Origin of the sequence: Enterobacter sp. kpr-6 (assembly GCF_900116015.1) — a bacterium.
Classification (GTDB): Bacteria; Pseudomonadota; Gammaproteobacteria; order Enterobacterales; family Enterobacteriaceae; genus Enterobacter_D.
In genome coordinates this window covers 87,028-100,158 of sequence record NZ_FOYH01000009.1, presented here as the reverse complement: position 1 = coordinate 100,158, position 13,131 = coordinate 87,028, and the positions used below count along the sequence as shown (strand labels likewise).

Annotated in this window: 8 protein-coding genes; 4 read left to right on the top strand and 4 right to left on the bottom strand. The window is 53.5% G+C overall.

The window, feature by feature from the left end:
* The first annotated feature begins 114 nt into the window (after window positions 1-114).
* Window positions 115-3,123, top strand: a complete 3,009-nt coding sequence (locus tag BM373_RS18075) for an autotransporter family protein (RefSeq protein ID WP_090464600.1) — start codon at window positions 115-117, stop codon at window positions 3,121-3,123.
* Window positions 3,124-3,169: 46 nt separating this feature from the next.
* On the opposite strand, the gene BM373_RS18070 is transcribed toward BM373_RS18075, so the two are convergent.
* Window positions 3,170-4,249: an acyltransferase family protein gene (locus tag BM373_RS18070; RefSeq protein ID WP_090464597.1), complete on the bottom strand. Its 1,080-nt coding sequence runs from the start codon at window positions 4,247-4,249 to the stop codon at window positions 3,170-3,172.
* Window positions 4,250-4,477: 228 nt separating this feature from the next.
* On the opposite strand from BM373_RS18070, the gene BM373_RS18065 reads away from it, so the two are divergent.
* On the top strand, window positions 4,478-5,431 hold the full coding sequence (locus BM373_RS18065) for a nickel/cobalt transporter (RefSeq protein ID WP_090464595.1): 954 nt from the start codon (window positions 4,478-4,480) through the stop codon (window positions 5,429-5,431).
* A gap of 187 nt (window positions 5,432-5,618) precedes the next feature.
* Here the strand turns inward: BM373_RS18065 and proP are convergent, their stop codons facing one another.
* Complete coding sequence (proP, locus tag BM373_RS18060) at window positions 5,619-7,121, bottom strand: glycine betaine/L-proline transporter ProP (RefSeq protein ID WP_090464592.1); 1,503 nt, start codon at window positions 7,119-7,121, stop codon at window positions 5,619-5,621.
* Between the two features lie 683 nt (window positions 7,122-7,804).
* Here proP and kdgT point away from each other — a divergent pair.
* A complete protein-coding gene (gene kdgT / locus BM373_RS18055) occupies window positions 7,805-8,803 on the top strand; it encodes a 2-keto-3-deoxygluconate transporter (RefSeq protein WP_090464589.1) in 999 nt (332 codons plus the stop codon).
* A gap of 37 nt (window positions 8,804-8,840) precedes the next feature.
* Here kdgT and BM373_RS18050 read toward each other — a convergent pair whose 3' ends face one another.
* Window positions 8,841-9,725 (bottom strand): diguanylate cyclase regulator RdcB family protein, encoded by an 885-nt coding sequence (locus tag BM373_RS18050; RefSeq protein ID WP_090464586.1) that lies wholly within the window; start codon window positions 9,723-9,725, stop codon window positions 8,841-8,843.
* A complete protein-coding gene (gene crfC, locus BM373_RS18045; RefSeq protein ID WP_090464584.1) occupies window positions 9,722-12,073 on the bottom strand; it encodes a clamp-binding protein CrfC in 2,352 nt (783 codons plus the stop codon). Before crfC ends, BM373_RS18050 begins: the two co-directional genes overlap by 4 nt.
* A gap of 568 nt (window positions 12,074-12,641) precedes the next feature.
* Between crfC and BM373_RS18040 the strand changes: the two genes are divergently transcribed.
* Entirely contained in the window at window positions 12,642-12,977 is a 336-nt protein-coding gene (locus BM373_RS18040) for a zinc ribbon domain-containing protein YjdM (RefSeq protein WP_090464581.1), read from the top strand.
* The last annotated feature ends 154 nt before the right edge of the window (window positions 12,978-13,131 follow it).

The window sequence follows — 13,131 nt, the reverse complement described above, 5'->3', positions numbered from 1 at the left end:
GTTTTTTTCGCAACCAAATGTATATTCTGCGACTGGATGAAAATCAGATTAATCTGAAGGCAATTCACACCAGCTTCATTTTTCGATAACAAGCGCGACATCGCACGGTACACCATGAAGAAATCACGCATTCGCCAGCATGGCACATTGCTGGTAGCACTAACCTCCGCGCAAGGACTGCTGGCACCGCATGCCCAGGCTATTCCGAGTGACTATACGATCTCTACGGCCGAGTCTGACGTCCAAATTTCGCATTCCTACGATAAGGTTATCATCACCGATCAGGGTTCCGTGAACAGCCCCGCTGGCGGGACGGCGTTAAACGTTGGCCAGGGTGTCATGCTGAACACGCTTGATAACAAGGGCGCGATTTCCACCAACACGTCGGGATTGAGTAACTATTCATACGCGCTGCAGAACGAAGGCACGATTACCACTATCGATAACTCAGGTTCGATCGCCAACGTCGGTGGTGGTTCCAGCGGCTATTATCCTGGGAGCGCCGTAAACCTGACCGCAAGCAGTGACGTCGGTACGCTGATTAACAGCGGTACTATTACCGGCCCAATCGGTAATAACTACGGCGGCGGCGGCATAGGTTACAACACTAACGGCGGTATCGTTAACGCTGGTCACCTGGGCTCACTGAAAAACCTGGCAACAGGCACCATCTCTGGCAACAGCGGTGTGTCTAACTCTGGCGTTATCGACGTGCTGAATAACGCAGGCACCATTACCTCCCTCGGTTTAAATTATGGTGGCGGAACTTTTGCTGGTGGCATCACCAACAGCGGCACAATTGGTACGCTGAAAAACTCCGGTATCATTACCAGTTCAAATAACTCTTCCAGCCATGCGAGTATGGGTATTTACAACCGGGGAATCATTAATGATTTAATCAATGATGGTTCTATTAACGGTTCTTACTCTGGTATTTATAATGATGGTGAAATTGACACGCTGACCAATAACGGGAATATAACCGGTTCAGTCGTCGGTATTTATAACCGTAATAACACGAGCAATACCAATACCATTATTAATAATGGCGACATCAACGGCTCTTACGGTATCTATACCTACAATTATAATAATGGTGCCAACTCGTCTAATATTACCAACAATGGCACCATCACCGGGTCTAGCTTCGCGATTTCTGCCTCGGGTAACAGTGGCTCCAGCATCACTATCACCAACACCGGAACTATCAACGGCAACATTGATTCTGGTAACGGTTCTGCGCTGGAATTCACTGGCGGCACCAGCACCATGGGTGTTCTGACTGGCAATAGTGGTGTGGGTGAAATTTCCAGTTCAAGCGATGTCATCTTCCGATCGGGCGCGATGCTGCTCAACGACAACATCGCTATTAGCAGCAGTAATGCCAGCGGCACTGTTCTCAACGACGCGGCAACCCTGCAGGTTAATGACGCGGTGAACATCACCGGCAACTATCGTCAGAATGCAGCGGCAGCGCTGATTCTGGGCGTAAGCGATGCCGCCGTTGCCACCGGTGATAAAACCACAGATGCCAGCTATGGTCGTCTGAACGTATCGGGCTCCGCTAACGTGGAATCCGGCTCCAGCGTCTCCCTCGCCCGTACCGGTAATACCTACCAGTTCGCGGCAGGCCAGCGTTACGTGGTGATTGATGCAAACAGCACCGACACCAACTACAACGCCGACGCGCTGCACTACACCGCCGTGGGTTATAACGGTGTTGCTAAAGGCTCAACCTATAACGACGGGACTAACAGCGCGCTGGTTGTCACGCTGGAAAACGCACCGGTTGTGGTTACACCGCCTGTCGTAACGCCTCCGGTCGTGACCCCGCCGGTTGTTACACCGCCAGTGGTTACGCCTCCAGTCGTCACCCCTCCGGACACGACGCCGCCGGTTGTCGTCACCCCGCCGGTGACTACGCCGCCAGTGGTTACGCCTCCAGTCGTAACGCCACCGGTTGTGACGCCTCAGCCGACGCCGAAACCTGAGTGGGCAACCATTCCTAACGCCACAGCATCACTGGGCGGTCTGGGCCACTACTCCGGCATCTCCCCGCAACTGCTTGAGCTGTACAACGCCTCACTGGCGATTGAAGGCAAAAAAGAAGCGAACCGCGTCGGTGAACTTCTGTCCGGCAGCCAGAACATCAACGCCAGCTCAGCGACAAACGTTGCGACCAACACCGCGCTCTCCGTAGTGGGCAACCATATGGATTCAGCACGCAATCCGCAGACCGCAGGCATTAGCGGCGTGTCTACCGGTGATGCTTACAGCGACTGGATCCTCTGGGGCCAGCCGTTCGGTGGTTATGCCCGTCAGGACAGCTCTGATGATGTGAGCGGCTACAGCGCGAAATTCGGCGGCCTGATCCTTGGTGCTGACCGTGCGCTCGGCGACAACTGGCGTGCCGGTGCGGCGCTGAACTACAGCAACACCTCGGTACACGGTAAAGATAACCTGAGCGGCAACACCTCTACCGCCGATAACTACGGCGTGATTGGTTACGCAGGCTACACCGGCAATCCGTGGTTTATGAACCTGTCGGCCGCAGTAAACCGTCAGAACTATGACTCGGTGCGTCGCGCTGATTTCACAGGCTTCGATGGCGCGGCAAACGGTAAATTCAACGGTCAGTCCGTAACGCTGCAAAGCGAATTCGGCTACCCGCTGACGCTGCCTGCTGATGTGATCGTCACCCCGCTGGCGGCATTGGCCTACAGCTATCAGCACGTTGACGGCTACAAAGAAACCGGTGGTAACGGGATGGCGCTGGATGTTGATGCCTCTCACACCCAGTCGGTGACCAGCGATATCGGTGCCCGCGTGGCAAAAACCTTCGATACCGGTCTGGGTAGCCTGACGCCGTTCGCACAGGTCTCCTGGATCCACCAGTACGATAACCGTCGCACCAGCAGCAACGCGACTTTCGCGGCGGATACCCTGGGTGAAACACAATTCACCAGCAAAGGGGCGACGCCGGTGAAAGATATGGCAGGCCTGTCTCTCGGCAGCACCCTGTACAACGCCAATGACATCAGCCTCGATGCACGTTATGACCTGCAGGCAGGCGAACGTTATCAGGCGCATACCTTCAGCCTGCGCTTAAACAAATCGTTCTAAGTTTGTTTGAATCAGGACTCACGGGGCTGGCAACAGCCCCGTTTTTTTATGATGCTTTTTGAAGCGGCGAACGACCCGCCCGCTTTGCCTGGAAAGGCTTTTCGATGTAACGCCATGACAGCCAGGCAAACAGCAACGCCAGTACGATAGCGGCGATGAACATCAGTAACCCCGGCTCCATCCCCACGCCTTCTAACCGTTTCCGTAATGTCTTATTGACCAGGGTGTGAATGAGGTAAAGCGAGAACGAAATATCGCCCAGTCTCACCAGCACGTCAGGCACATAGCGTCCCAGCGTCTTTTCTGCGCCAATCGCAAAGGCGAGGATCAGGAAATAGAGCCAGCCAGAACTGAGCACCCCGTGCCCCTGATATTGCCCGTTGCTGAAAAACCAGATCGTCATCCCTAACGATACGGCCAGCAGAACCGCCATCACGCGGCCATTGGCGCGCAAAAGCAAGGGATAGAGATAGCCCAGCACCATGCCCGCTAAAAACAGGAAGATAATCGGGTTAGTGATCAGGTTTAACTGTTTAATACCCAGGTCGTACCCGGCAGGAGAAAGCGTAAATGTCTGTCCACAGGCCAGCGGCAGGACGATCAGCGTCAGAATAAAATAGCTCGCAAAGGCAAATAACCGCATCGGTATTAATGCCAGAACACCAATTGCCAGATAAAAATAGATCTCGTAATTCAGCGTCCAGCGAATGTTATACATTCCGCTGTCATCAATATAAAAAGGGGCGTTGTTGGTATATGCCGGCTGAAAAATGAGAGAACTGATGAAGTTCAGGGTTTTATCTGAATAGTGGAAAACGCTCATCGCACCCGATAAAAAGAAGGTGAGCAGCAAAATAACGTAATAGGCAGGCAGGATCCTGAGCGCCCGGCGTTTAAAGAACGTCAGCACGCCGGAGAAGTCTGCCGGGGTCTTCTTGATGGTGAGGGTGATGACGAAGCCGCTAATAAGAAAGAAGAGATCGACCCCCGATGCTCCCCATATAAATAATTTATCCCCAAGGCCCGGCCAGGTGGCATTGAGATTAAAGCGAAAATGAAAAAGCATAACGCTCAGCGCCGCCAGACCGCGAAGGGCCTGAACGCTTCGTAATACACCAGGATTCATAAATAGATTCTTTGCGTGAAAGTTGATAGAGACGTCAGAAAACAGGTGGGATTTATATCACTCCCTGGCCCTGCGGAATACTATCATACAAAGTAGTTCAGCTTGTCCCACGACGCCGTTTTCCGCTTATCTCAGCCATAAGATGATTCTAAAGCGAGAGTATATTCACGGAAAAGAAACCCTGTCTGGCGTCTATAATTGCCGGACCGTCCTTTATCTGAGCCGCCTATGACGACCCAATCGCTTATCCGCCAGTGGCGCATTCCTGGCGCAATCACCTTAACCTTTATCGCGCTACTGGCGTTTATGATCCTGCACGCCCACTGGGGCGCGTTTATTCAATGGTGTCTCGCGGCGCAAATCACGCTCCATCGCTATCTGGTGATGTACCTGCTCCAGCTCAATAACCATCAGACGAGCGGCGGGCTGTGGCTGCTGGCAGGCGCATTTGTTTATGGCGTACTGCACGCGATCGGGCCGGGGCATGGCAAGTTTATCGTCGCCACTTACCTGAGCACCCACAGCGAACCCCGGCTGGCTGCGCGGCTGATCCCGTTCTTTGGCAGCCTGATGCAGGGCGTCAGCGCTATTCTGTTTGTGTTTATTCTCGCGGTGGGCTTTAACCTTGCCGCCGGCGATCTCAGTCAGAGCCGCTGGTACGTCGAGAAAATCAGCGCGCTCCTTATCGGCAGTTTTGGCGCGTATGTGATGTACCAGGCCGCCAGAAGTATGCGGCCACGTAAAATGCGCATTCACGCACTGACGCCGCACGCCCGGCACTCACCGGACTGCGAGTGCGGGCATCATGGCGTCGGCGCGGCGACGGAGGGGGACATAAAGGCGCGCCTTGGGGTGATTCTGGCGATTGGCGCACGGCCCTGTAGCGGCGCAATTATGATTTTGCTGTTTTCAAATGCGCTGGGAATGGTCACCTGGGGCATGGCCGCCGTGATGACGATGTCGCTCGGTACGGGGCTGTCGATTATGGGACTGTCGCTGGCGGTGCGCTACGCGCGTAATCGCACGGCAGCGCTGTTTAGCGACGATGCGCAGCGGCTGAAGTGGGTGGTTCCGGTGTTGAAAATCGCCGCCGGGGTAGCGCTGATCCTGTTTGCAACGGTGCTGTTTTTGACGGTGATCCCGGTGAGTGCGAACGGGGATTTTATTGCGGCGGGGTGTTAGGTTTACGTCCCCCTCACCCTAACCCTCTCCCCAGGGAGAGGGGACAGATCGAGCACAGACTTGCCTTTCACCCTCTCCTTTGGGGAGAGGGGACAAATCGGGCACAGACTCGCCTTTCCCCCTCTCCTTTGGGGAGAGGGCCGGGGTGAGGGGGCAGATTTCCCGTGAGGGCAACCTGAGCTAAAACCTACTCATCAATCCGGGGATGCTGCTGTACCAGTCGCGTACGCTTCTGTTGCAGTTCCTCGATCTCTTTATCAATATCTTCGATTTTCTGCTCAATATTGTCGTGATGCTCACGCAGGATTTCGCGGGCTTCCTGAATGTCAGAGGCCGCAGGCGTTGCGCCGCGCAGCGGGCGGTTAGCCGTTTCTTTCATCGTGATCCCGGTAATCAAACCAATCACCGCAATCACCATCAGGTAATACGCAGGCATCATCAGGTTTTCTGAGCTTTCCACCAGCCATGCGGCAAGCGTTGGCGTCAGACCGGCGATCAGCACCGAAATATTGAACGCGCTGGCCAGGGCACTAAAGCGAATGTGTGTCGGGAACATCGCAGGCAGCGACGACGCCATCACCCCGGTAAAGCAGTTGAGGACCACCGCCAGCATCAGCAGACCGGCAAAGATCAGCCCGATAATATCGCTGTTAATCATAATGAAGGCCGGGATAGCCAGCAGGAACAGCGCAATACTGCCCAGAATGATAAACGGACGACGGCCAAAACGGTCGCTCAACAGGCCCATAATCGGCTGGACAAACAGCATCCCCATCATAATGGCGATGATAATCAGCACACCGTGATCTTCAGAGTAATGCAGGTTATGCGACAGATAACTCGGCATGTAGGTCAACAGCATGTAATAGGTGACGTTGGTGGAAATTACCAGACCAATACAGGTCAGCAGGCTGCGCCAGTGTTTGGTGGCGATCTCTTTAAACGAGACCTTCGGACCATCCTGTAACCCTTCACGATCGCCCTGCTCCAGCTTATCCACATGCTGCTGGAACGCAGGCGTCTCTTCCAGTGCGTGACGCAGATACAGACCGATCAGACCCAGCGGCAGCGCCAGGAAGAACGGAATACGCCAGCCCCAGGCGAGGAAGTTCTCTTCGCCGACCACGGTGGAGAGCAGCACCACAACGCCCGCACCCAGTACGAACCCGGCGATGGAACCAAAGTCCAGCCAGCTTCCCATGAATCCGCGCTTACGGTCCGGGGAATATTCGGCCACAAAGATCGACGCCCCGGTATATTCACCCCCGACCGAGAAGCCCTGTGCCATCTTACACAGCAACAGAAGGATCGGAGCCCAGATACCAATAGAGGCGTAAGAAGGGATCAGGCCAATACAGAAGGTACTGACCGACATAATAACAATAGTGATAGCAAGGATTTTCTGACGACCATATTTATCGCCAAGCATCCCGAAGAATAATCCGCCCAGCGGACGAATTAAGAACGGGACAGAGAAGGTCCCGAGCGCAGCAATCATCTGCACGCTGGGATCGGCACCGGGGAAGAACACCTTACCGAGTGCGTAAGCCACAAAACCATAAACACCAAAATCAAACCATTCCATCGCATTACCGAGCGATGCCGCAGTAATGGCCTTGCGCAGCTTGCCGTCATCAATAATGGTGACGTCACCCAGCGTAATAGGCTTAACCTTTTTCCTTTTTAACATGTTATCTCCTCGCAGGCCCAAAACCGCACAGTTAACTGGCGCGCTTTCCAAAAAAGCACGGTACGGTGAATCTCGCTGTGTAGCAGCATTCTCTTTCAAGCGTAGCAGGTTTAGTTACATGAGCTGGTTAAAGCCTGGACAACCAAACCTGTTGACGCCTCATCGGGCAGTTAATGACCTCTTTACCCTATCAGGGTTTATATTTGTGATCAACTTCACAGATATTTCCCCTTTTATTACAGGGATACTTCTGCGGCCTGCATTAATTCTTCTGACGCGCTGCGGCTAACAGGAAACTCTTTCCAGAAAAATTAGAATCGGCTTAATTCAGTTTAAATGCGAGGGCAATCACTGAGGAAATTATTACTCTGCTAGTTTAAATTCCACCCTGATTTTTTACATCTCATTTACAGCATTTTTAATAACGCCAGTCTTGAAAAATCTTTACGCGAAATATGTGATGAAGATAACTAAAACACTGTTTCGTTTTCGTTGAATCAATATTCCAAAGATCGCATCATAACGGCAGGCAAACTTTGTGAGGACACCGCAGGCGCGCAAATCACCCTCTGCAGTGAAAGACAAAAGACCCTGACACCAGGATTTATAACTTGTTGAATATACTAATTATTAATTGATTAGCTTTCGTCACGTTGCTGTCGTGATCAAAGTGAGGATTCATAATGAAAATCAAGGCCACAATCGAACGTATCCCCGGTGGGATGATGCTGGTTCCGCTGCTGCTCGGCGCGCTGTTAAATACTTTAGCGCCAGACACGGGCGCTTATTTTGGATCATTTACTAAAGGCATGATTACAGGCACCGTGCCGATTCTGGCAGTTTGGTTCTTCTGTATTGGTGCATCTATTGATTTACGCGCAACGGGCACGGTATTACGCAAATCCGGCACCCTTGTGATCACCAAAATCGCGGTCGCCTGGATTGTGGCGATGCTGGCCGCGACCTTCATTCCTGAGCACGGTATTGAAGCGGGCTTCTTTGCCGGTCTTTCCGTACTGGCTATCGTCTCTGCGATGGACATGACCAACGGCGGCCTGTACGCCAGCCTGATGAATCAGTACGGCACCAAAGAAGAATCGGGCGCGTTCGTTCTGATGTCACTGGAATCCGGTCCGCTGATGACCATGGTGATCCTCGGTTCCGCAGGCCTGGCGTCGTTTGAACCGCATCACTTCGTCGGCGCGGTACTGCCGTTCCTGATCGGTTTTGCACTCGGCAACCTGGACCACGATTTCCGCGCTTTCTTCAGCAAAGCGACTCCGGTGCTGATCCCGTTCTTCGGCTTCGCGCTGGGTAACACCATCAACCTGAAAGTGATTATGGATACCGGTCTGCTGGGCATCGTGCTGGGCGTGGCTGTCATCATCATCACCGGTATTCCGCTGATTCTGGCAGACCGACTGATTGGTGGCGGTAACGGTACTGCGGGTGTGGCTGCCTCTTCTGCGGCAGGTGCGGCAGTGGCGAACCCGGTGATCATCGCGCAAATTAACCCGGCATTTGAACCGGTCGCAGCATCAGCAACCGCGCTGGTGGCAGCAAGCGTCATTGTAACCGCGATTCTGGTGCCGATTATTACCGCGCTGTATGCGAAGCGCTTCGGTAACCCGCAGGGTGCGGTGGAAAATCAGGAAGAAAGAACAGAGTCGTTAAACCATTAACGATGGCCTTCGCCCCTTCCGCAAAACGGAAGGGGTGTTACACACCCTCACTAAAGATCTCATCCACCAGCGCATCCGCCAGTCGCGCCGCCGAACAAAGTCTCGGCATCCCTAACGCCACCGTCTGCCAGCTCTGGGTCACCGACCAGCTCACCGGATGACGATCGGCATCGCACCAGTCCCCCAGCCAGCCTAACAGGTCTTTATAATCCATCAGTCCCGGTGAAGTCGGCGTACTCAACCACTGATGATAAAAGTGACGGGTTGCCGGTGATGCGCCAATCCCCTGCGCCAGAAAATCAGCCGCCATTACGCGCAGGTTATCTTTTAACAGGGTAGAAACTTCAGGATTGGTCAGGCGACACGCATCGCCAAACGCGCCCCAGCGTAATTCCTCAAGGGCAACATAGCAGCGTCCGACCAGCGACCAGCCGTTATACTGCCCGGCGCGCCAGCGGGTAAAAATCTGCTCGCTGTGCAAACCCGCCTGTACCATCAGCCCGCGCTGCGTCAGCGCCTTTGTTTTCCACGCGGCGCGGCGGCTGAAATGCTCGCACAAATCGTCATACTGTTTTTCCAGCGTGGCGGAGGGGGCCGCGCGACGCTCCACGTTCTGCTTTAACATCGTCAGACGCTGGGTAATGCGGGTCAGCGCCAGTTGACCGGGATCGAACATGCTGGAGAGTTTTTCCACCAGCCCCAGGCGCAGCGCGTCATTTTCGTTGTACATGCCCGACATCGCCCACGGGCGCAACTGCGTCTGGGCCATGATCTCCTGCGTTAAGCGCTCCCGGAAGAGCTGCTGCTGAGGTACCACCTGCGCCTGCCGGGGCGCATCAATCCCCTGAACCAGATCCACGATAAACTTAGGGTGGATACATTCCAGTGTTCTCCCGGGGCCATCCAGTAGTCGATTTTTCATGGTTGATCTGCCGCGAACAGAGTTTGAATATCATCGCGTAACAGGCGGGCATCTTCATGGATCCAGTCCGCTGTCGAGATACATTGTCGTAAATGCTGACGAAACTTCAGGGCCGTAGCTTCGTTTTGTTGGCGGATAGCCAGACTGTCGCTCAGACTCTCCTGCAATGCCGCCAGGCTTTGGGAAAAGTCGGCAAAAAACGTCGCCATGCCTGCCGTTACTGAAACATCGACCTGGGCTGCTAAAGCTTTACGAATTTGTGCACAAAACCAGGCCACATGTTCGTTCAGATTATTATGTAACGCCCTGATATCGATAACATATCGCGTCCGGGTAACGACATAATCGTTCCAGCCCCAGCCGGGATTATTCAGCCAGCGGGCCATGCTTTCACGCACACCGCCCACGCGCGACTGGCCCAGAGGCAAATCCTCAGAGGCGATTGCATCGGCAAAAAGCTGGCGCGAATTAAAGTTCAGGGCGCTGGCCTGAAACGCCGGTAAGCTGATCCGCGCACGAAACCCGGCCTGATGCAGCTCGTCTTTAATGCGCAGCTCAATCGGGCGCATCGCATCATGCAGCGCGCGGGTCAGCGTGTTACTAAGCTGGTCGAAACGCTGCGCCAGTTCGCGGGTAATACTCTCCTGGGCGACCAGTAAAATCGCCTCACAGGAGGAGCGGATTTTACTCAACACGATCTGCGCCTGGCTTTCATCTTCCAGCACCAGTTTGCCCTGGCCGAACGCCTCATCTTCACGGAAACCGGCCTGGCTCTGGCTGACCATCTCCGCCATGCTGCCATCGCTGAAATAGCTGTCGATAGCCTTAGTAATTGTCGCCTGCTCACTATTAAGGAAGAGTTCGACAGCGTTCAGCGCTTCGTCCACTTCGTGCCCCACCTCGTCGCTGACCTGTTCCTGACAGGTTTTCAACAGCCGGGTGTCCTCTTCCAGGCGGGCAATATTTTGCTCAAGCGTATCCAGCGCGACGGTCAGCCCCTGATAGCGAAAATCGAGATATTCGCGGGCGCTCTGCGCATAGTTGAGCAATTTGTGAGAGGCCGAACGCAGCGCATACAGTGACGCATTGGCGTGGGCCGCATGCAGCAGTTTTCTGATCGGCTGCTCAAACAGCGAATCTTCCCACAGCAGTTCCGTGGCGTGGTGGATGTGCTGAATATCATGCAGATCGGCCAGCCGCCAGCGACGGCCTAACGCCGCTTCGGCAAAATCCTGCACCCAGGGCTGCTCCTGCGGATCGGGCAACTTACCGCGCAGATTCAGCTCATGGCGTGCGCGGTTAGCCAGATACCCCCACATCGACGACACCGGGAAAATCTGCGACGGCGTAATATGCCCTTTCATCAGCGTACCGGCGATCAGCGCCCGCACCTGCTCTTCATCATCGCTGTTACGATCCTTCTGATCGAACTTGTTCACCAGCGCATACAGCGGCACCGATTTCCCCACGGCGGCAATCGCCTGGCGCACCTCTTCATCGGAGATCGACTTAAGCTGGGTGTAATCCATCACCGCCAGCACCGCAGAGGCCCGCGCCAGTTGCTCTTTAAGCATCTGTTGCAGGTGCGGCTGCCCCGCTTCGTTGGGCCCCGGCGTGTCGAGCAGGGTCAACTGACCCATATCGTTTGCCAGCCCGGCGAGATGAACAAACTCCACCTCAATCACCGGGATATGCTCAATAGCGGTATAGGAAGAAAACGGGAAATCCACGTCCAGCGCCTTCGACAGGCGCACCAGGTCGTTCAGACTTTTCAGACACAGAAAAATAGGCTGCGCGCCAAGGTAGTGTTTATCAAAGGCATCACCCTGCTGGATACGCTCAAGCAGAATGGACATGTCCTTATCAATCTCCAGCTTTTGCGCCAGCTTCTCCCGGTCAACGCCAAAAAGACGCGTCTGAAGCTGCTGCGTTAACGTATCAATAGGGCCAACGTGAGAAAAATGCAGAACAGGCTCTTTCTGGCCCGGCGTATGACGGATTAACGTTGGCAGCGCCGTCATGGGGCGGTTACGGTTGGGCAGCACTTCCGTGCCCACGATGGCATTGATGGTGGTGGATTTACCGGCTTTCATGGTCCCGACGATAGCCAGCACCATTTCCAGACGGGTAATTTTTCGCAGTTCGTTATTTAAGGTCGCCTGCTGAACGTCAATGCCACGCGGGCTGAAATGTAAGGGATGCACATTGGCCACATCGCTTTTCTCACCCGTTAACGCTTCATCCAGTGCGCCAGTGGGCATCGCTTTAAGCGACTGAAGATTATGCAATGAAAGTTGAAGCAACCTTTCGGCTTCCTGGCTTAATTCGAGGATTGTCTGTGTGTGCATGATAAAAGTCTTTCCTTAACGCAAATTTACTAACTTTTATTAAGCCTTGCTGTTTTATTAATGAAGTTTCGGCTTTTATAATTACGTGTGGAAAATAACTGCCTGATGAAAATCAGGAAAAATAAGTATTTAGTCTGCGCGCTTCGTCTGACTGGCAGGCCCGGGCAGGAGGGCCTGTGTGAGCGTAGCGCATTTTTATGAGCCGCCAGGATATATCTTCATTTATTTACCCACCTGATTTGAGAGGTAATTAACCCCCCGCCGCAGATGCTCAGCAGGTGCTGACAGTGTTCTATTTAATACCCGGGTGCTTATCTCACCATATATGAATTAACCAGGAGTGGCAATTTCCACCGGAAAATATTCAAATTACGGGCTTGAGAACAATCTTAACTGAGCAATACCATCACATACCCGAGTGACAGGATGTGTCAATACACTCATTTCTCCGTTTTTCTTAAAAAAATAATAGCACCGACAACTGTGGGGAATTGGTGTATAATCTGCGCCCTTTTTGGTCACCTGCCATTCTTTTACGGGTGCCCGTCACGTTTACCGAGGAATCATCATGTCATTACCCCACTGCCCGAAATGCAATTCTGAATACACCTATGAAGATAACGGCATGTTCATCTGCCCGGAATGCGCCCATGAATGGAACGACGCCGAACCCGCTGCCGACAGCGATGCCTTAATTGTGAAAGATGCCAATGGCAATCTGCTGGCCGATGGCGACAGCGTCACCGTCGTTAAAGATCTGAAAGTAAAAGGCAGTTCTTCAATGCTGAAAATCGGCACCAAAGTGAAAAATATTCGTCTGGTGGAAGGCGATCATAATATTGATTGCAAAATTGACGGTTTTGGTCCGATGAAGCTGAAATCCGAGTTCGTGAAAAAGAACTGATTTAACGCGCCATACCCAATGCCCGGTCATCGCCGGGCGTGTTTCATCTTCTCTGCGCCCGCCCCCTCATCTGTTTGTCATCTTCTGTTAACCTGAATGTCACATTCTCCGGTCAGGATACCTGTCACCGTACTGATACGGTCGAATCCACCGT

What these genes read in the sequence shown, in the direction of transcription:
- BM373_RS18075 (WP_090464600.1), top strand. Translation starts at nt 115, where the DNA reads ATGAAGAAATCACGCATTCGCCAGCATGGCACATTGCTGGTAGCACTA.
- BM373_RS18070 (WP_090464597.1), bottom strand. Translation starts at nt 4,249, where the DNA reads ATGAATCCTGGTGTATTACGAAGCGTTCAGGCCCTTCGCGGTCTGGCG.
- BM373_RS18065 (WP_090464595.1), top strand. Translation starts at nt 4,478, where the DNA reads ATGACGACCCAATCGCTTATCCGCCAGTGGCGCATTCCTGGCGCAATC.
- proP (WP_090464592.1), bottom strand. Translation starts at nt 7,121, where the DNA reads ATGTTAAAAAGGAAAAAGGTTAAGCCTATTACGCTGGGTGACGTCACC.
- kdgT (WP_090464589.1), top strand. Translation starts at nt 7,805, where the DNA reads ATGAAAATCAAGGCCACAATCGAACGTATCCCCGGTGGGATGATGCTG.
- BM373_RS18050 (WP_090464586.1), bottom strand. Translation starts at nt 9,725, where the DNA reads ATGAAAAATCGACTACTGGATGGCCCCGGGAGAACACTGGAATGTATC.
- crfC (WP_090464584.1), bottom strand. Translation starts at nt 12,073, where the DNA reads ATGCACACACAGACAATCCTCGAATTAAGCCAGGAAGCCGAAAGGTTG.
- BM373_RS18040 (WP_090464581.1), top strand. Translation starts at nt 12,642, where the DNA reads ATGTCATTACCCCACTGCCCGAAATGCAATTCTGAATACACCTATGAA.